The sequence below is a fragment of the Nocardia sp. NPDC059177 genome (genome assembly GCF_042755165.1).
GTDB lineage: Bacteria > Actinomycetota > Actinomycetes > Mycobacteriales > Mycobacteriaceae > Nocardia.
This window is the reverse complement of sequence record NZ_JBHZBX010000012.1, coordinates 96,946-114,347: the sequence shown is the minus strand read 5'-3', so window position 1 is coordinate 114,347 and position 17,402 is coordinate 96,946. Positions and strand designations below refer to the sequence as shown.

The 17,402-nt window shown below is 70.1% G+C and carries 18 protein-coding genes and 1 pseudogene; 7 read left to right on the top strand and 12 right to left on the bottom strand.

The window, feature by feature from the left end; genetic code table 11:
- Positions 1-16: 16 nt before the first annotated feature.
- The 7 genes and pseudogenes from ACFXK0_RS17150 to ACFXK0_RS17120 form a co-directional block, all read right to left on the bottom strand.
- The gene (locus tag ACFXK0_RS17150) at positions 17-2,743 is read right to left on the bottom strand and encodes a fumarate reductase/succinate dehydrogenase flavoprotein subunit (protein WP_379411298.1); all 2,727 of its coding nucleotides are present in this window, start codon (positions 2,741-2,743) and stop codon (positions 17-19) included.
- A complete protein-coding gene (locus ACFXK0_RS17145) occupies positions 2,740-3,480 on the bottom strand; it encodes an ABC transporter ATP-binding protein (RefSeq protein WP_379411296.1) in 741 nt (246 codons plus the stop codon). Before ACFXK0_RS17145 ends, ACFXK0_RS17150 begins: the two co-directional genes overlap by 4 nt.
- Positions 3,477-4,439, bottom strand: coding sequence for an ABC transporter permease (locus tag ACFXK0_RS17140; RefSeq protein ID WP_379411295.1), 963 nt, complete (start codon positions 4,437-4,439; stop codon positions 3,477-3,479). The genes ACFXK0_RS17145 and ACFXK0_RS17140 overlap by 4 nt, the downstream gene beginning before the upstream one ends.
- Positions 4,436-5,860 carry an ABC transporter substrate-binding protein gene (locus ACFXK0_RS17135; RefSeq protein WP_379411293.1) on the bottom strand — a complete coding sequence of 475 codons (1,425 nt, stop codon included), beginning with the start codon at positions 5,858-5,860 and terminating at the stop codon, positions 4,436-4,438. Before ACFXK0_RS17135 ends, ACFXK0_RS17140 begins: the two co-directional genes overlap by 4 nt.
- Positions 5,861-5,876: 16 nt before the next feature.
- The gene (locus ACFXK0_RS17130) at positions 5,877-6,104 is read right to left on the bottom strand and encodes a ferredoxin family protein (protein WP_379411292.1); all 228 of its coding nucleotides are present in this window, start codon (positions 6,102-6,104) and stop codon (positions 5,877-5,879) included.
- Positions 6,104-6,866: pseudogene (locus tag ACFXK0_RS17125) on the bottom strand (GntR family transcriptional regulator). The gene ACFXK0_RS17130 and the pseudogene ACFXK0_RS17125 overlap by 1 nt, the downstream one beginning before the upstream one ends.
- A 190-nt stretch (positions 6,867-7,056) precedes the next feature.
- Complete coding sequence (locus tag ACFXK0_RS17120) at positions 7,057-7,731, bottom strand: PaaI family thioesterase (protein ID WP_379411290.1); 675 nt, start codon at positions 7,729-7,731, stop codon at positions 7,057-7,059.
- 193 nt (positions 7,732-7,924) lie between these two features.
- Between ACFXK0_RS17120 and ACFXK0_RS17115 the strand changes: the two genes are divergently transcribed.
- The gene (locus ACFXK0_RS17115) at positions 7,925-8,575 is read left to right on the top strand and encodes an HAD family hydrolase (protein ID WP_379411289.1); all 651 of its coding nucleotides are present in this window, start codon (positions 7,925-7,927) and stop codon (positions 8,573-8,575) included.
- A 46-nt stretch (positions 8,576-8,621) separates the two neighbouring features.
- Positions 8,622-9,110, top strand: a complete 489-nt coding sequence (locus ACFXK0_RS17110; protein WP_379411287.1) for a hypothetical protein — start codon at positions 8,622-8,624, stop codon at positions 9,108-9,110.
- A 7-nt stretch (positions 9,111-9,117) separates the two neighbouring features.
- Here the strand turns inward: ACFXK0_RS17110 and ACFXK0_RS17105 are convergent, their stop codons facing one another.
- From ACFXK0_RS17105 to ACFXK0_RS17090, 4 genes are read right to left on the bottom strand one after another with little or no spacing between them, the layout of a single operon-like run.
- Positions 9,118-9,381 (bottom strand): hypothetical protein, encoded by a 264-nt coding sequence (locus ACFXK0_RS17105; RefSeq protein WP_379411286.1) that lies wholly within the window; start codon positions 9,379-9,381, stop codon positions 9,118-9,120.
- Positions 9,382-9,434: 53 nt separating this feature from the next.
- Positions 9,435-10,217 carry an ABC transporter ATP-binding protein gene (locus ACFXK0_RS17100; protein WP_379411284.1) on the bottom strand — a complete coding sequence of 261 codons (783 nt, stop codon included), beginning with the start codon at positions 10,215-10,217 and terminating at the stop codon, positions 9,435-9,437.
- The gene (locus tag ACFXK0_RS17095) at positions 10,214-10,885 is read right to left on the bottom strand and encodes a FadR/GntR family transcriptional regulator (RefSeq protein ID WP_379411283.1); all 672 of its coding nucleotides are present in this window, start codon (positions 10,883-10,885) and stop codon (positions 10,214-10,216) included. Before ACFXK0_RS17095 ends, ACFXK0_RS17100 begins: the two co-directional genes overlap by 4 nt.
- Before the next feature lie 60 nt (positions 10,886-10,945).
- Positions 10,946-12,007 (bottom strand): YeiH family protein, encoded by a 1,062-nt coding sequence (locus tag ACFXK0_RS17090; RefSeq protein WP_379411281.1) that lies wholly within the window; start codon positions 12,005-12,007, stop codon positions 10,946-10,948.
- Positions 12,008-12,067: 60 nt separating this feature from the next.
- On the opposite strand from ACFXK0_RS17090, the gene ACFXK0_RS17085 reads away from it, so the two are divergent.
- Genes ACFXK0_RS17085 through ACFXK0_RS17075 form a run of 3 tightly spaced genes read left to right on the top strand, consistent with a single transcriptional unit; the run spans position 12,068 to position 14,562 of the window.
- A complete protein-coding gene (locus ACFXK0_RS17085) occupies positions 12,068-12,652 on the top strand; it encodes a YdcF family protein (RefSeq protein ID WP_379411280.1) in 585 nt (194 codons plus the stop codon).
- A gap of 34 nt (positions 12,653-12,686) precedes the next feature.
- The gene (locus ACFXK0_RS17080) at positions 12,687-13,685 is read left to right on the top strand and encodes a LysR family transcriptional regulator (RefSeq protein WP_379411278.1); all 999 of its coding nucleotides are present in this window, start codon (positions 12,687-12,689) and stop codon (positions 13,683-13,685) included.
- Positions 13,686-13,719: 34 nt separating this feature from the next.
- A complete protein-coding gene (locus ACFXK0_RS17075; RefSeq protein WP_379411276.1) occupies positions 13,720-14,562 on the top strand; it encodes an IclR family transcriptional regulator in 843 nt (280 codons plus the stop codon).
- Positions 14,563-14,570: 8 nt separating this feature from the next.
- Here ACFXK0_RS17075 and ACFXK0_RS17070 read toward each other — a convergent pair whose 3' ends face one another.
- Entirely contained in the window at positions 14,571-16,268 is a 1,698-nt protein-coding gene (locus ACFXK0_RS17070; RefSeq protein ID WP_379411275.1) for an FAD-binding dehydrogenase, read from the bottom strand.
- A 94-nt stretch (positions 16,269-16,362) separates the two neighbouring features.
- Between ACFXK0_RS17070 and ACFXK0_RS17065 the strand changes: the two genes are divergently transcribed.
- Together ACFXK0_RS17065 and ACFXK0_RS17060 are read left to right on the top strand one after the other, a co-directional pair.
- On the top strand, positions 16,363-16,581 hold the full coding sequence (locus ACFXK0_RS17065) for a hypothetical protein (RefSeq protein WP_379411274.1): 219 nt from the start codon (positions 16,363-16,365) through the stop codon (positions 16,579-16,581).
- Positions 16,582-16,826: 245 nt separating this feature from the next.
- Positions 16,827-17,399: a cutinase family protein gene (locus tag ACFXK0_RS17060; RefSeq protein ID WP_379411272.1), complete on the top strand. Its 573-nt coding sequence runs from the start codon at positions 16,827-16,829 to the stop codon at positions 17,397-17,399.
- Positions 17,400-17,402: the final 3 nt, after the last annotated feature.

The window sequence follows — 17,402 nt, the reverse complement described above, 5'->3', positions numbered from 1 at the left end:
CCCCGGCCGGCGGTGCTCACGCGGGGACGTCGGTCAGCGCGGTGACCCTGGCCGGCGTGCGTCCCGCTGCCACCACGGCACGGCGGGCATAGGCACGCACATCGGCGTCCGGATCGGCGACGGCGGTTTCGAGTGCGTCCACGGCGGCATCGTCGCCCGGCCAGGTGGCCAGGGCGAGCACGGCGGCTTTGCGGACGTCGAGGTGCCGGTCGGCGAGCGCGCCGGTCAACGGTGCGACGGCCGCCTCGGGCGCGGCACCCGCCAGCCCACGCGCCGCACCGACGCGCACCTGCCACGCGGAATGCCGTAAGGCGGCAGCGAGTTGCGTGATGTCCTCGGCGACCGGGCCCAATGTCGCGTAGGCCGTCAGCGCGGCGGCGCGCACCAGCGGGTCGGGGTCTGCGGAGAGCGCCCGGACGACCTCGATCCCGCCCGCTCCGATGGAGGTGAGGCCCTGGGCGACGGCGATCCGCACTTCCCGGTTGACGTCCGCGGCGATCGAAGCCACCGCGTCGGCGTCGTCGAGCGAGACGAGCGCGCGAACCGCCTCGATCCGCACCCGATGATCGGCATCGGCCAGCGCCGCACGGAATTCGGCGGCCGATCCGGCGCGCAATGCCCGCAGCAGGTCGACGACGGTCGCCCGGACGAGGGGGTCGGGCGAGCCGAGGTGATCGGCCAGCGCACCCGCACCCGGCAGCACCTCCACCAGCTCGCGCAGACTCTCGGTGGCGGCCCGCCGCACCGAGGCGGCCTCGTCACCGAGCGCGCGCACCAGCTCGTCGGCGAATCCGTCGGGGGTGTTCTCGGTGAGCACCGACAGGGCCGCCACCCGCACGACCGGATCGGGATCGGTCAGATAGCTCGAAACATCCTCGACCGCAGGGGAATCCAGCGCCAGCAGGGTGACCAGCCGTGGCGACGACGGTGTGGTCGCCATGGGCCGGCCGCGCACCGGCGTGTCGTGCTGCGGTGCCCGGGTACCGACCAGCTCCGGCTGGGCGATCACCTCCACGATCGGCTCCGCCGAAGGCACATCGTCCAGCCCCGGCACCGGCACCAGATACGGCGCCACCGACCGCTTCACGAACTCCATCTCGCCCGCGGCGGTCTTGCGCAGGTTCAAGTGGAAATTCCAGGAGGCGTCGTCGCGATCGGGCAGGTCGGCCCGGTCGTGGTAGAGCCCCCAACGGGATTCGGTGCGGGTCAGCGAGCTGCGCGCCGCCATCTCCGCACAGTCCCGGATGAACGACACCTCCGCCGCCCGCATCAGCTCGTGCGGCGTGCGCGCCCCGATGCCCTCGACCTCCCCGCGCATCCGCTCGAAGGTCTCCACCGCGATCGACAGTTTGGCCGCGGTCTTCGGTGGCGCCACATAGTCGTTGACGAAACGGCGCAGCTTGTATTCCACCTGCGGCTGCGGCGGGCCCTCCGGCTGGCGCAGCGGGCGGTAGATCAGTTCGTGTGCGTCGGCGAGCTGGTCCTCGGGCAGCTCGGTGGGAGCGGCGAGGGCATCGAGGGTGCCGGCCGCGTGCGCGCCGGCCAGATCACCGTAGACGAACGCGCCGATCATGTAGTTGTGTGGCACACACGCCAGATCACCCGCCGCGTACAGCCCGGGGACAGTCGTGCGCGCGTTCTCGTCCACCCACACCCCGGACGCGGAATGCCCACTGCACAAACCGATCTCGGAGATGTGCATCTCGATGTCGTGGGTGCGGTAGTCGTGGCCGCGATTGGCGTGGAAGGTGCCACGGGTGGGTCGCTCGGTGGTGTGCAGGATCGATTCGAGGGTCGACAGCGTCTCGTCCGGCAGATGCGAAACCTTCAGATAGATGGGCCCGCGCGCGGATTCGATCTCCTGTTTCACCTCGGCCATCATCTGCCCCGACCAGTAGTCGGAGTCCACGAACCGTTCGCCCTCGGCATTGACCTGGTAGCCGCCGAACGGATTGGCGACATAGGCGCACGCGGGACCGTTGTAGTCCTTGATCAGCGGATTGATCTGGAAGCACTCGATCCCGGACAGTTCGGCCCCGGCGTGGTAGGCCATCGCGTAGCCGTCCCCGGCATTGGTCGGGTTCTCGTAGGTGCCGTACAGATAGCCCGAGGCGGGCAGCCCGAGCCGCCCGCACGGACCGGTCGCCAGGATCACCGCCTTCGCGCCGACGGCGACGAATTCACCGGTGCGCGTGTTCAGGGCGGCGGCACCCACCGCACGCCCGTTCGCGGTGAGCACCCGCACCGGCATCAACCGGTTCTCGATCCGGATCCGCTCACGCATCTTCCGCTGGCGCAGAACGCGATACAGCGCCTTCTTCACATCCTTGCCCTCGGGCATCGGCAGCACATACGACCCCGACCGGTGCACCCGGCGCACCGCGTACTCGCCGTACTCGTCCTTCTCGAACTTCACGCCGTAGCGCTCGAGCCGCTGCACCATCGCGAAACCGCGTGTCGCCGTTTGATAGACGGTGCGCTGGTCGACGATGCCGTCGTTGGCCCGGGTGATCTCGGCGACGTAGTCCTCCGGCTCCGCCTTGCCCGGGATGACGGCGTTGTTCACCCCGTCCATGCCCATGGCCAGCGCGCCGGAATGACGCACATGCGCCTTCTCCAGCAGCAGCACGTTCGCGCCGGACTCGGCGGCGGTCAGCGCGGCCATGGTGCCCGCGGTGCCGCCGCCGATGACGAGCACGTCGCAGTCCAGCCGCACGCGATCGGTCAGCTCGGGAATATTCACAGCAGCTCCAGAATCCGGTCCCGCAGCTCGCCGCGGTCCACCGCGGTACGAGGCTCGGGAACCTCGACGACCGCGCGCAGCGAACCCGCGCCGAGCACGGCGATCCGGTCGCCGAGCAGCAGGGCCTCGTCGAGGTCGTGGGTGACGAAAACGATGGTCGTGGGATGCGCGCGCCAGGTGTCGACGAGCAGGCGCTGCATCTCGGTGCGGGTCTGGCTGTCGAGCGCGCCGAACGGCTCGTCCATCAGCACCGCGCGCGGGGAACCGGCCAGGCTGCGCGCCAGCTGGACCCGTTGCCGCATCCCGCCGGACAGATCGCGCGGCAGGTAGTCGGCGTAGCCGGTGAGCCCGACCTCGTCGAGCCAACGCCCCGACCGCGTGGCCCGCTCGGCGCGGGGTACACCCCGAAGACGAAGGGCCAGTTCGACATTGGCGCGTGCGGTGCGCCACGGCAGCAGCGCGTCGTCCTGGAAGACCAGGGCGCGATCGGCCGACGGCCCGGTGACGGTGTCGTCGTCGGCGCGGATCACGCCGCCGGTGGGCAGGCGCAGCCCGGCGAGCGCGCGCAGCAGCGTCGACTTGCCGCAGCCGGACTTGCCGACCAGCACCAGGATCTCCCCGGCGGCGACCGCGAGATCGATGTCGTGCACGACGGTCGTGCCGCCGTAGCTGATCCGGACCGATTCCAGGTCCAGCCGCATCCCGGTCGAGACGGCGGGGGCGAGGGTGCTGGTCATGACGAGACCTCTCTCGGCAGCCAGCGGGTGACCCGGCGGCCTGCCAGTTCGACGATTCCGGAGGTGAGGAAGCCGAGCACGCCGATGGTGATCATGCCGACGAACACGGCGGGGTAGTCGACGATGGTGTAGGACTGCCAGGTCCGGTAGCCGATGCCGAGGCGCCCGGAGATCATCTCCGCGGAGATCAGGCAGATCCAGGCCACACCCATCCCGACCGAGAGCCCACTGAACACACCGGGCAGGATGCCGGGCACCACCACCCTGGTCAGCACTTCGCGCCGGGAGGCGCCGAGCGTGCGCACGGCGTCCTCCCAGATGGTCGGCAGCGCGCGCGTCGCGTGCCGGGTGCTCACCAGCACCGGGAACAGCGAGGCGGTGAAGGTGATGAACACGATGCCGGACTCGTCGCTGGGGAACAGCAGGATCGCCACCGGTACCAGCGCGATCGCCGGAATCGGGCGGATCAGCTCGGCGAGCGGGCCGAACACCTCGGCCAGCAGCCGCGAGCGGCCCAGGCCGATCCCGGCCAGCACGCCGGCCACCGCCGCCAGCCCGAACCCGGTGACGATGCGTACCAGCGACTGCGCCACATCCAGGTAGTACTGGCCGGTGCCCAGGTGCTCGCCGAACTCGGCGACGATCTCGGTCACCGTCGGCAAGGTGTCGAACCGCAGCCCGAACCGCACATCACCGGCGGTGAGCGCCTGCCACACGCCGATGGCCACCACGACCGAGGTGATCCGGATGGCCCGCGACATCCACACCGACCTGCCCGGTGCGGCGGAAGTCTCCCGCCCGGACACCACCGCGACCGGCACGCCGTCGTCGTGGGTCGCCCGCGCGCCGATATCCACGCCGTCGCCGTCGGTTCCCGCGATCGAGATCTTGTGCGCCGCAGCCGTATCGGCGGTCGACTGCGTCGCGACCGAGGAGCGCCGGTCGGATACCGCGCTCATCCGCGCACCTCCGTCACGGCCTGGCGGTAGGTCACCGGAGTCGCCTCGGCGTGCGCGGCACGGTACCGGTCGGCCGCGGCCTGCGTGGTGAACGGCAGGTAGCGCTCGCCGTCGCGCAGCCACACGGCCTTGTCGGCGAACCAGCGGGTGCCCAGCTCGGCATCGGGCAGATAGACCGCGCGAATCGTCGTGCCCTGCGCCTCGGCGGCCCGCACCGCGCGCAGCAGGCAGTCCGGGTTCGCCGCGGGCTGCGGCTTGTCGGCGCCGTCCACCCACACCTCGCCCGCCAGTGCCGGATCGGTGACGGGCACCCCGCAGACCGGGTCGGTCCCGGTGACCTTGCTCGGATTGGTCCCCGAGGCAAGATCGGCGTCGTAGTCGCCGCGACCGGCGTAGGCCTCGCGCAGCGGACCGTCCTGGACGAAGGCGTCGATGTCGAGTTCGGCGAAGTCGCCGATCGACTTCAGATAGTCGACGTCGTCCTTGAAGGCCGCGATCAAGCTCGGCTTGAGCGTGGTGTCGAAGCTGGTGCCGCCGGGACCGTTGTAGAGGTACACCACCTCCTGCGGCAGCCCCGAGCCCTCCGCGACGATGCCGGCGGCCTCGAACGGCTTCTCGTTGAGGAACGCGGTCGCGTCGAGCTGCGCGGCCAGGAACGCCTGCAGCACTTCAGGATGCCCGGCGGCGTAGGCGCGGCGCGCGACCACACCGTGGAAGGTCGGCACGTTCAGCTCGGCGCCGTCGTAGAGCAGCTTGGCCTTGTCCTGCTGCACCAGCAGACCCGGCCAGGCCACGAACTGCGACAGCGCGCCCACCTGATGCGACTCCAGCGCGGTCGCGCCCACCTGCGGCTGCTGGTTGAGCACCTCCACACCGGTGACCGGGTCGATCCCCGCGCGGGTCAGCGCCTGCACCAGGGTGCCGTGCCCGGCCGAACCGACACTGGCCGAGATCTTCTGCCCGGCCAGGTCGTTGAGCGAGCGGGCCGTCGAATCATTCGGCACGACAACCATGTTCAGCGCGCCCTTGGGGTTGTAGCCGGTGATCGACACCAGCTCGGTGCGCGCGCGTTCGGCGGCCTGGGTGCGGGAACCGTTGATCAGCAACGGATAGTCGCCCATCGAGCCGATATCGATCTTCTCCGCCACCATCTGCGCGGTGATCGGCGCGCCGGTGTCGTAGTCCTGCCATTCCACCTGGTACGTCGCACCGCCCGCGTCGGTGAGCTGCTGCAACCGCTGCTCCAGGTAGCCCTGGGCCCGCAGCAGCGTGCCCGCGGTGACGGTGTTGATGGTCTTGGACTGATAGCCGACGACGACCTTCACGGTGCCCTCGGGCGCGGCACCGCTGCTCTCCAGCGAGCAGCCCGCCGCGGTGAGCGCGATGGCCAGCGCGACGGGGACGAGACGAGTGAACTTCATGCGTGGATTCCCGGGTTCAGCGGAGCAGATAGGGCATGTTGACGGTGACGGCACCGGTGGGACAGCGCGCCGCGCACGGCCCGCAGTACCAGCACTCGTCCACATGCATGTAGGCCTTGCCCGAATCCTCGTGGATGGCAAGGGAATCGAGCGGGCACATGTCTACGCACAGGTTGCAGCCGGTGATGCACAGCGATTCGTCGATCGTCACCGGGACGTCGGCGCGCTGGGGGACCAGAGCCATTAGAGGACCTTCCATTCGGGTGCGCTGCGGGTGAGGCTGCCGCGCATGGTGATGCGGTCACCGCGCATGCGGATGTATTCGAGATCGACGGGCCGTCCGTCGTCGAGATGGGTCAGGCGCTCGAGCATGAGCAGCGGCGCGCCCGCCGGGGTGTCGAGGGTGGTCGCGGTGTGCGGATCGGCCGCCACCGCCTCCAGGGCGAGCTCGGCCGTGCCGAGCGAACGCCCGGTGACCTGCTCGAGCAGGACGAACACATCGGTCGTCGCGAGATCGTGGGCGAGTACCTCGGCGCCGATGTCGGGGGCGAGGTAGGTCAGGTCCAGGCTCAGCGGCAGCTCGGCGAGGAACCGCAGCCGCTCGATGTAGACCACGCGCGCACCGGGTGCCAGCGCCAGACGGCGGGCCACGGCCGGGGGAGCGGTGATGGTGGTGGCGGCGCGTACTTCGTTGCGGACGGTGCTCCCTGAGCGTCTCCTGCAGGCCGAGCAGGGCGTCGAGCCCGTGATCGAACTTGCGGGCGGCGACGCGGGTGCCGACCTTCGGCGCGCGATCGATGAGCCCCTCGTCGCGTAACAGCGCCAAGGCCTCGCGCACGGTGTTGCGGGAGGTGCCGTGCTCGGCGGCGAGCTGTTGCTCGCCGGGCAGGGTGCCCGCCACCGCGCCCGCCAGGATCTGGTGGCGTAGGACATCGGCGACCCGGCGCGCCCGACCGGCGCGCCCGCCACGGATCGGTGTGGCTGCCGTTTTCTCGCTGACCTGCATGAACAGCGACGATAGTGGCCGATTTCCGGCCGGGATCGAGTCGCGATCACGCGGAGAATTCAGGGGATGTTTCTGCGCCGGGTGGCTCGGCGATCGACCTGCGTGGATGCGGTCGCACAGCGCTATTGCGCCACCCGGGCCGGTGCGGGCGACATTAGGATCAGGCCGATCGAATTGTCGCCCGCCGGGATCAGGGCTGTCCGGGCTGGAGCATGATGAACAGGCCGTGCGCCTCGGCGCAGAGCCGTTCGCCGTCGTGCATGGTGGCCCGCAGGTACACCTTGCGGCCCTCGACCCGCTCGGTCCAGCCGCGAACCGTCAGCTCCGTGTTGAGCGGTGTGATCGAGCGATAGTCGATGGTCAGCGAGGCGGTCCGGGTCACCGCATTGGTGTGCACGGCCGCGGTCATGCCCAGGACGTCGTCGAAGGCCAGCGCGATGTGCCCGCCGTGCGCGGCGTTGTTGCCGCCGAGGTGGAAGGTGCGGAAGGTCAGCGCGACGGTCACGCCCTCGGGGGCGGAGCTGGTCACGGTGTACGGCGGCAGGGTGACATTGCCGCGGGCAGGCAGATCGACACGGGTCCAGCTGGGCGAGGACCACTCGTCCACGACCGCCGCGTCCAGGCGGGCGTTGAGCTGTTCGAGCGTCGCGATGGCGTCCTTGGCCAGCTCGTCGGACGGATTGATCAGCCGGATGCGGTCCATGAGCTCGCGTGTCTGCTCGACCAGTTCGCCGTAGTGCGGTCCGCCGACGGTCAGGTCCAGCCCGCGCTCCCTGCGCTGCTGGATCAGGTCGGCCACCGGACGGAACCCGCCCTCGTGATGCTCGGCGTCCGGCAGCGAGTTGGCAGCCTGTGTATCGTCCATATGCAACACGTTATCGCTGCCGAGCTGGATGTTCGCCGTCGGTGTCCCACTTCGGGGTGTGTCGGTGACACGTCTCACCGCCGCCGGTCCGCCTCTATTAGGCTGGGTGCCGATCATCGAGCAGGTCTGTACGTACCGTCAGAGCCGGGGTGCCGTGTGGTGCCCGGCGGAGAAACGGCGAAAGGCTGGGCGCATGGGTATCGCGGCGGTGGTGTTCGACATGGACGGCGTGCTGATCGATTCCGAACCGATCTGGGAACAGGTCCGGCGCGAGTACGTCGAACTCAAAGGTGGCCGGTGGCAACCGGATTCGCAACGCAAGATGATGGGCATGAGCACCCAGGAATGGGCCGCGTACCTCAGCGACGACCTCGGTGTCGCCATGCCGCTCGAGGAACTCTCGACCAAGATCATCGACCTGATGGCCGACCGGTACGCCCACCACGTGCCGCTGCTGCCCGGCGCGGTCGAGGCCGTCCAGCGCTGCGCCGGGCAGTGGAAACTGGGCCTGGCCAGCTCCTCGCCACGCTCGCTGATCGACCTGGTGCTCGCGAAGTCCGGCCTGCTCGAGTACTTCTCGGCGATCCTGTCCACCGAGGAAGTGGGCCGTGGCAAGCCGGCACCCGATGTCTACCTCACTGTCGCCCAGCGTCTCGGCGTCGAGCCGGAGCACTGTACGGCCGTCGAGGATTCCACCAACGGCCTGCGGTCGGCGCACAGCGCGGGGATGCGCGTGATCGCCGACCCCCGCCCGGAGTTCCCGCCTGCCCCCGACGCACTCGCGCTGGCCGCGGTCGTGATCGACGACCTCGACCAGCTGACCGCCGCGGTGATCACCGGCTGACCCGCTCGGTGCTGACCGGAGCGGATCGATCCGGCAGACTGGCCGGATGGGTGCTGCGCAGGACGACCCGCCCGAGGTCATCGTCCACGTCGGTGACGGCTTCGACGTGCCACGGATGGTCGATCCGTTCGCGCCGGGGGACGGGGTCGCCGATCCGGCGCCGGACCACCCGTTCCTGCTGCTGACCCGGTCGGCGACCGAGCGCATCCAGGCCCGCTACCTCGACGACGGCACCTACGAACTCGAACACACCGACGGTGCCCGGCAGCGCCAGCTGTTCACCACCGACGCGCTGTTCGTGCGCGACATCGTGTGGTCGTGGGTGCAGCGGGACCACTGGTGGCGCGACACCGTCGCCTGGACCGAGGTCGACACCAGCATCGCCGAGCTGCACGCCCTGCACGACGAACTGTCGGGCATGCTCGACGGCCTGTCGGTACTGGATTCGGTCACCGGCGAACTCGACCGCGCGCTGGCCCGCGCCGACGAACTCCTCGGCGCCGACCTGGACTTCGATCCGGGCGAGTTCGGTTGACGCGAACTCAGTCGTCGTCGCCCTCGCACCAGTCGTCGAAGGCCTCGAACTCGGCTTCGGCGTAGGCGGGCACCGAGTCCTCGACGGCGTCCTCGATCGGATCCCACATCTCGGCGCAGCCCTCCGGCGCGGGCGGCCAGGACTCGATGTACTGCACCAGCGGTGACGACGGTGGTTCGGCTTCCTCGGCGGTCGCGATTCCCGCCGCGGCCAGGGTCAACGCTGCGGCGGCACCCGCTGTGGCGATGATCCGGTGCGCGATGATTCCCATGACATCCTCCTGTTCGTGCCGACGTGTGCTGCCTGTCGATCCTAACGCCGAGGTCAGCGGGCGCGGGCCCGCCAACGGCCGTCGTAGTCGACCTCGATCGGGTGGTCGAAGGCGGCGCTGACGTGGTCGGTGCTGATGACCTCGGTGGCCGGGCCGGCGGCGACGGTGTGGCCGCCGGCGATGAGCAGCGCGTGGGTGGTCGTGCTCGGGAGTTCCTCGAGATGGTGGGTGACCAGGATCGAGGCGACCTCGGGGTGGGTGCGGTCGAGGGTGTCGATGGTGGTGAGGAGCTGTTCGCGGGCAGCCAGATCCAGACCGGTGGACGGCTCGTCCAGCAGCAGCACCCGCGGCTCGCTGATCAGGGCGCGCGCGATGAGGGCCCGGCCGCGTTCGCCCTGCGACAGCGTCGGCCAGCGTCCCTCGGCCTTGCCCGACAGTCCGAGGGTGTCGATGATCGCGTCGGCCCGCGCGAGATCGGCGCGGGTGGGGGACCAGTACATCGGTGTGTCGATGGTGCCGGTGACACCGGTGAGGACCACCTCGCGCACGGTCAGCGGGTACTCCAGCGGATGCCGGGGGTTGACGTGCCCGATCGAGCGGCGCAGCCGCGCCAGCTCCACCCGGCCGAGCTGCTCGCCGAGTACCCGCACGACACCGGTGGTGGGGAAGGTGACCGCGCCGCAGAATCCGAGCAGGGTGCTTTTGCCCGCGCCGTTGGGGCCGAGCAGCGCCCAGTGTTCACCGGCTCGCACGGTCAGTGAGATGCCGTTGATGATCTTCTTGCCTTCGCGGCGGAAGGTCACCTCGTCGAGTTCGATCACCGGGACGCCGGTCATGCGAAGGCCTCCTTCAAGGCGGTCAGGTGGGTGCGGCTGAATTCCGCTGCGGCCGGGGGGTTCCGGGCGGCGATCGCGTCGGTGAGCTGGGCGTGCGCGTCGTGGTCGGCGTCCTCGGAGGGGACCGGACGCAGGTGGAGCATGTCGATCATGGCCAGGCGCAGGCGCGGCAGGAAGCTGTCGAACAGCTGGGTGAGCACCGTGTTGTGCGCGGCCAGGACGACCGCGCGATGGAAGGTCATGTCGGCGTCGACGTGCTCGGCCACGCTCTGGCCCTCGGCGCGCCTGCCCGCCAGCGCGCGGCGGATCGCGCGCAGATCGGCGGGGGTGCGGCGCTGCGCGGCCAGGGCCGCGGCCTCGGCCTCGATGGCGATCCGGGCTTCGATCACCGCGGCGATGGTCGCACCGCGCAGCACCACGTCCCAGTCCTCGCTCACGTCCAGCGCGGTGACGAACACCCCCGCACCCTGCCTGCTGTCGAGCACACCCTTGCCCGCGAGTTCACGGATCGCCTCGCGCAACGTCGACCGGCCGACCCCCAGCTGGGCGGCGAGCAACGTCTCACCCGGCAATCGATGCCCCAGCGGCCATTCGCCCGCGCGGATCCGCGCGAGCAGGAGTTCGGCCGCCTGAGCGGCCAGCGGCTGCCGCCGTACCTGCGCTACCACCCGAATACCTCTCTACTTGTCTGAGGAGTTACGAGGGAAGTGTACCCACCACCGGATCGGCTAGCACCAGCCGGTGGCGTACATGAGCGCCAGGCTCGAGACACCGAGCACCAGCCCGAGGAGGCCGCCGAGCAGCAGCGGCCGGGCGCCCGCGATGCGCACTCGGGCGACACTCAGCGAGGTCCCGATCGCCGCCAGGACGACGGCGATGAGCCAGCCGCTGACGGTGCCGAGCGGATCGACGACGGACGTGGGAAGGATGCCGAGACCGGCGATGACCGAGGCCGCGAGGAACAGCACCACGAACAGTGGAAAGGCTTGGCGCAGCGAGCCCGCAGGGGCGTCGGCGGTGATGCGCCGGCGGCCCAGGTGCAGCCCGATACACAGCGGCACGATGGCCAGACTGCGGACCATTTTCACGATGACGGCGAACTGCGCCGCCCCAGCACCGAACGCCACACCCGCCGCGAGCACTGAGGAGGTGTCGTTGATGGCGGTCCCGGTCCAGAGCCCGAAGGCCTCCTGGGACAGGCCGAGTGCGCGGCCCAGCGGCGGATAGATCAGCACCGCGGCGACATTGAATACGAAGATGGTGCCCAGGGCATAGGCCACCCGCTGCCGATCCGGCCGCAGCACCGCGGTGGCGGCCGCGATGGCCGACGCACCGCAGATGGTGGTGCCGACCGCGACCAGCGTCGCCGATTCCCGGTCCACGGCCAGCATCCGCCCGACCACGAACGCGGCCACCGCGCCGACGATCAGGGTGCCCAGCAGCACGATCGCGGTCTCGCGCCCCACGCTCAGCACCGATCCCATGGGCAGCCCGAGCCCGAGCAGCACGATCGCCACCCCGAGCAGCCGCTGCCGCGCGACCTCGAGGCCGGGATCGAACAGCGCCTCGGTCTCGATCCGGCGCCGCAGCGCCATACCCGCGACGGCACCCGCGCCCAGCGCCAGCACCGGTGTGCCGACCATCGGCAGCGCCCGGCCCACCGGCGTCGCCACGGTGGCCAGTAGCGCGGCGAGGGCGAGACCGGGAGCGAGGGTCCGTGCGCGATTCATACCGTCGACCTTCGCCCAACCATGCAATGCCGGGTAGAGGCCGGTTTCGGAGGTGCTCATAATGGTGGCTTATGACTTCGATGCCGTGCTGGCAGCATCCGGGTGTGCTTTGCTGGGGAGGTGCGGAAACGGACCCGGTCGGCCCTCGTCGCCGGCCTCGGTGTGCTGCTCTGGGGCGAATGGGCCAACTGGCGCGCCTCGCATCGCGGCCTGGGATCGGTGCCCGCGGGCACCGAAGCGGTGGTCGTGCTCGGCTATCGCAATGCCGGGCCGCGAGCCAATGCCATGAACCGCTGGCGTGTCCGCGCCGGCCTGCGCTCGATCGACCCGGCCGCCCCGGAATCGCGCCTGGTGCTGTGCGGCGGCGCCTGCGCGGGCCCGGACAGCGAGGCTGCGCTGATGGCGCGCTACGCGACCGGATCCCGCGGCTATCGCGGCGAGCTGGTGCTGGAGGAGGACAGCCGCTCCACCTGGGAGAACATCGCCTTCGCCATCCCGTTGCTGAAGGACGCCGACCGGATCAAGATCGTCTCCCTGCCCACCCACGCCGAGACCGCACGGCAGTACCTGGCCGAACAGAGCCCGGAACTCGCGGCGCGCCTGGTCCGCGGCGCCGACTACCGTTTCGGGGAATGGATCCCGCTGAAACCAGCGGTCGCGCTCTACGGCCTGGTGAAGAAGATCCAGCGCCGCACCCGCGCCTGATGCGCCACGCGCAGCCGTCGCCGATAATCGGCTCATGACGCTGCCACCCGGAACGCCCGACCTCGAGGTACTCGACCTCCTGGTGACGGTGGCCGAACTGGGCAGCCTCGGCGCGGCCGCCCGCAGGCACGGGATCAGCCAGCCGGCCGCCAGTATGCGGATCAGCGCGCTCGAACGGCGCCTGCGAGTGAAACTCCTCGACCGGGGACCGACCGGCTCGGCGCTCACCGACGCCGGACAGGCGGTGGTCGGGCACGCCCGCACCGTGCTGGCCGCGGTCGGCGAGCTGGTCGACGATATCGCCCGGCTCCGGGCCGAACAGGCCCCGCGATTGCGCATCGCCGCCTCGAAAACGATTGCCGACCACCGGATTCCGCATTGGCTCGCGGCCCTGCGGACCGATCGTCCCGAGATCGTGATCGCGCTCGAGGTGGAGAACTCGACCCAGGTCGCCGCGCTGGTGCGCGAGGGCGCCGCCGAACTGGGCTTCGTGGAAGGTCCGCACCCACCCGCCGGGCTCGGCAGCCGGATTCTCGGTACCGACGACCTGGTCGTGGTCGTCGCCCCGGATCATCCCTGGGTGCGCCGCGACACCCCGGTCACCTTGGCCGAGCTGTCCGGTACCGCACTGCTGTGGCGGGAACCCGGCTCCGGCACCCGCGACACCGTGTGGAATCTGCTCAGCACCGAAGGCGCACCGGCGGGCCCGGCCGCCGAACTGGGTTCGGCGGCCGCGATCGTGTCGGCCGCCCGGACCGGCATGGCACCGGCGGTGCTGAGCCGCCTGATCGCCGCGCCCGATCTGGCATCCGGTGCGCTGATCGAGATCCCGTCCGCCGGCAGTGCCCGGCTGACCCGGAAGTTCCGGGCCATCTGGCGCCGCACCACCCCGCCGTCCGGTCCGGCCGAACTACTCGTCGACCGTGCCGCGCAGCTCGAATCCGCCCGATCGCCGGTGGCGGAAAAGTCCGAATCTCCGTTGTGGACTGGTCGGTACAGCGAAATGGTGCAGAAGCACAGCGGACGGCTCTAGTCTGTTAGCGCTACGCACTGTGGAGGTTGGATCAATGACGGTCGAGATCGTGACCGAGCCGGCACCGGAAGATCTGTGGACCGGATCGGACCGGGCGACCGGGGCGCCCGCGGCGCCGCCGACCTCGATGATCGAGCGGATGACGCTCATCCTCGACGCGTTCGACGCCACCACGCCCACCCTGACCCTGCTCGGGCTGGCCGAACGCACCGGGCTGCCCCGCTCGACCGTGCACCGCATCCTCGACCAGATGATCCGGCTGCGCTGGCTGGCGCACACCCCCGGCGGCTATCGCCTGGGGCTGCGGGTACTCGAACTCGGTGGCCTCGCCGCCGAGCAGAACGAATTGCGCGAGGTGGTCGCGCCGCTGCTCTACGAACTGAGTCAGCGCACCGGCCTGATCGGCCATCTCGCCGTGCTGGACGGGCGCGAGGTGCTGTTCCTCGACCGTGCGGGCGGGCGCAGCCGGGTGGCCATTCCGACCCGCGTCGGCGGCAGGCTGCCCGCGCACTCCACGGCTGTGGGCAAGGCCCTGCTGGCCACCCTGGAACCCGGCATCGCTGAGGCCTCGCTGCGTGGCAACACCGTGCCGCGGACCGCGCGCACGATCGTGGACCGCGCCGAACTGCACCGCGAGCTCACCCGTATCCGCAATCGGCAGGGCGTGGCCGTTGACACCGAGGAATCGCTGCCCGGAGTCGGCTGCGTGGCCGTGCCGATCCGGGGGCGCGGGGTGGCGGTGGCGGCGATCTCGTTGTCGGGCACCGTCAACGGTGACCGCACCGCGCTCGACACCGCCCGGCTGGCGCGCGCGCTGGCCGAGGTCGCCAAAGAGGCGGCCCGCACCCTGACTCCCCGGCACGGCCGCCCCTTCTAGCGCACCGCTCAGCTCACTGTCGGCCGCTTCGCCATCGCCCGCCCGGCTGCCCGGCCCGAGAAGATGCACCCGCCCAGGAACGTGCCCTCGAGCGCGTTGTAGCCGTGCACGCCGCCGCCACCGAACCCGGCGACCTCACCGGCGGCGAACAGGCCGGGGAAGGCCGACCCGTCCGGCCGCAGCACCTGCGAATCCAGATCGGTCTGCAGCCCACCGAGGGTCTTGCGGGTCAGGATGTTGAGGCGCACCGCGATGAGCGGGCCGTGCGCGGGGTCGAGAACACGGTGCGGCTTGGCCACCCGGCCCGCCTTGTCGCCGAAGTACTTGCGGGCGTTGTGGATCGCGGCGACCTGGGCGTCCTTGGTGTAGGGATTGGTGATTTCGCGGTCGCGTGCGACGATCTGGCGCTCCAGCGCCGCGGCGTCGAGCTTCGGGCCGCGGGCGATCTCGTTCATCCCGTCGACCAGGTCGGCGAGGGTATCGGCGACGACGAAATCCACGCCGTGCTGCTTGAACGCCTCCACCGGTCCCGGTGCGCCCTTGGCGACCCGGCTGCGCAGGGTGAGCTTGAGATCCTTGCCGGTGATGTCGGGGTTCTGCTCGGAACCCGAGAGCGCGAACTCCTTCTCGATGATCGACTGGTTGAGCACGAACCACGAATAGTCCTGCCCGGTCGAGAGGACGCGGCGCATGGTCTCGTTGGTGTCGAAGCCGGGGAAACACGGTGCGGGCATGCGGATTCCGTCGGCGTCGAACCACAGCGACGAGGGTCCCGGAATGATCCGGATGGCGTGATCGGGCCAGATCGGATCCCAGTTGTTGATGCCCTCGGTGTAGTGCCACATCCGGTCCCGGTTGACCAGCGCGGCGCCGGCCGACTCGGAGATACCGAGCATGCGGCCGTCCACATAGGCGGGCACACCGGAGATCATCGTCGCCGGAGCCGGGCCGAGACGTTCGGTGGGCCAGTTGCGCCGGATCAGCTCGTGCGCGTGACCGATACCACCCGAACTCACCAGCACCGCCGGGGCGTGAAGCTCGAACTCGCCCACCACATCCCGGTTCGAGGCCACCCCGCGTTCGGTGTCGCTCGGGGCCAGCACACTGCCGCGGACCCCGGTGACGGCGCCGTCGGAGACCACCAGTTCGTCGACCTGATGCCGGAAAGCGAAGCGCACCAAGCCCTTCGCCTCACCGGCCAGCACCGGTTCGAGGAAGACGCGGACCACCTCGGGGCCGGTGCCCCAGGTGAGATGGAAGCGCGGCACCGAATTGCCGTGCCCGTCGGCCAGCCCGCCGCCCCGCTCGGCCCAGCCGACCAGGGGAGTCACCCGTAGGCCCAAGGCGTGTAGGTAGTCCCGCTTCTCGTCGGTGGCGAAGCGGACATAGGCCTGCGCCCACTGCCGGGCCATCCGGTCCTCGTCCTCGCGGTCGAAACCGGCCGAACCGAGCCAGTCCTGCAGCGCGAGGTCGTAGGAGTCCTTGATGCCGAGCCTTCGCTGTTCCGGGCTGTCGACGAAGAACAGCCCGCCCAGCGACCAGAACGCCTGCCCGCCGAGATTGGCCCGATTCTCCTGGTCGAGTACCAGGACCTTGCGTCCGGCCAGCACGAGTTCGTGGGCGGCGACCAGGCCCGCGAGCCCCGCGCCGACGACAATCGCGTCGGGTGTGAAATCTTCCAGTGAATCAGGCGCTGCGCTCGACATGATGGGAAAGTAGCATTGGTGCGTCGGTAGCTGGGGGGCAGTCCTGGAAAATGCCTTGACCAGCGACAATTTGTCGATGAAAGGCCATAGGCTCATGAAGGTTCGCACCCGTGCCGGCGCTGCGGTACTCGCTCTCGCCGTACTCGCCGGACTCGGCGCCACTTCCTGTTCCAAGACGACCCGGTGGTGCGAGCGGGACCAGGGCGATGTCCTGGTCGCCAACTCCTACTGTGAGAACGGTGTCGCCGGCTACGAGTGGGAGCCCGATCACGACAAGCCCAAGTACAAGAAGAAGCCCAAGAAGAAGCGCTGATCCCGTGCCTGCGGCGTCGCGCCGCAGGCGATTCCGAGACTCGTTTGTGGCGCAAGATATGCACACTGTGTGCCGTGCCGATGCGGGCCGACGGGTATTCCACCCCTGAGCGCACCGAATACCGTTGTGGTGGACGGTGATCGCTCGTTCTCTATTTCTCACAATGGCGTGAGTGGGTGGGCACGATGACCTCTCGGACAGCGCGAGCGCTGACAGTATTACTTCTGGCCACGGGGATCGGGACAATGATGTCCCCGGCGACGGCGTCGGCGCAGAACTGCGCCACTCTCGATGTCGTCGTTGCCCGCGGCACCTCCGAACCCGGCTATCTGGGTTCGGCGATCGGCGACCCGCTCTACGCGGTGCTCAGTACTCAACTGCCGGTCGACACCACCGCGCATCGCGTCGAGTATCCGGCCGATCTGCTGGTGCCCTCCTCGGTCGGCGACGGCACCAGGGCCATGACCACCCATCTGCTGTCGCAGGCCGCGGCCTGCCCCGAGCAGCGGTTCGTCCTGGTCGGCTATTCGCAGGGCGCCGCGGTGACCCACGGGGTGCTCGGCTCACCGGCGATGCTGGTGCTGCCCGGTATGTGGGTGCTGCCCGCGGAGCTGTCTTCCCGGGTGGTCGCGGTGCTGCTCTTCGGTGATCCGCTGCGGCTGGTCGGCGGCACGGTCGCGCCGCTGTACGCCGATCGCACCGAGAACTATTGCACCGCAGGTGATCCCGTATGTGCGGGCGGGATCTTCCCGACCGCGCACGGTGCCTACGGCTGGGCGTTCGCCGCGGCCGCCGGGCAGGTGAACGCGCGGCTGTGAGCC

What these genes read in the sequence shown, in the direction of transcription:
- ACFXK0_RS17065 (WP_379411274.1), top strand. Translation starts at nt 16,363, where the DNA reads ATGAAGGTTCGCACCCGTGCCGGCGCTGCGGTACTCGCTCTCGCCGTA.
- ACFXK0_RS17135 (WP_379411293.1), bottom strand. Translation starts at nt 5,860, where the DNA reads ATGAAGTTCACTCGTCTCGTCCCCGTCGCGCTGGCCATCGCGCTCACC.
- ACFXK0_RS17140 (WP_379411295.1), bottom strand. Translation starts at nt 4,439, where the DNA reads ATGAGCGCGGTATCCGACCGGCGCTCCTCGGTCGCGACGCAGTCGACC.
- ACFXK0_RS17070 (WP_379411275.1), bottom strand. Translation starts at nt 16,268, where the DNA reads ATGTCGAGCGCAGCGCCTGATTCACTGGAAGATTTCACACCCGACGCG.
- ACFXK0_RS17115 (WP_379411289.1), top strand. Translation starts at nt 7,925, where the DNA reads ATGGGTATCGCGGCGGTGGTGTTCGACATGGACGGCGTGCTGATCGAT.
- ACFXK0_RS17080 (WP_379411278.1), top strand. Translation starts at nt 12,687, where the DNA reads ATGACGCTGCCACCCGGAACGCCCGACCTCGAGGTACTCGACCTCCTG.
- ACFXK0_RS17110 (WP_379411287.1), top strand. Translation starts at nt 8,622, where the DNA reads ATGGGTGCTGCGCAGGACGACCCGCCCGAGGTCATCGTCCACGTCGGT.
- ACFXK0_RS17090 (WP_379411281.1), bottom strand. Translation starts at nt 12,007, where the DNA reads ATGAGCACCTCCGAAACCGGCCTCTACCCGGCATTGCATGGTTGGGCG.
- ACFXK0_RS17120 (WP_379411290.1), bottom strand. Translation starts at nt 7,731, where the DNA reads ATGGACGATACACAGGCTGCCAACTCGCTGCCGGACGCCGAGCATCAC.
- ACFXK0_RS17130 (WP_379411292.1), bottom strand. Translation starts at nt 6,104, where the DNA reads ATGGCTCTGGTCCCCCAGCGCGCCGACGTCCCGGTGACGATCGACGAA.
- ACFXK0_RS17100 (WP_379411284.1), bottom strand. Translation starts at nt 10,217, where the DNA reads ATGACCGGCGTCCCGGTGATCGAACTCGACGAGGTGACCTTCCGCCGC.
- ACFXK0_RS17060 (WP_379411272.1), top strand. Translation starts at nt 16,827, where the DNA reads ATGATGTCCCCGGCGACGGCGTCGGCGCAGAACTGCGCCACTCTCGAT.
- ACFXK0_RS17075 (WP_379411276.1), top strand. Translation starts at nt 13,720, where the DNA reads ATGACGGTCGAGATCGTGACCGAGCCGGCACCGGAAGATCTGTGGACC.
- ACFXK0_RS17145 (WP_379411296.1), bottom strand. Translation starts at nt 3,480, where the DNA reads ATGACCAGCACCCTCGCCCCCGCCGTCTCGACCGGGATGCGGCTGGAC.
- ACFXK0_RS17105 (WP_379411286.1), bottom strand. Translation starts at nt 9,381, where the DNA reads ATGGGAATCATCGCGCACCGGATCATCGCCACAGCGGGTGCCGCCGCA.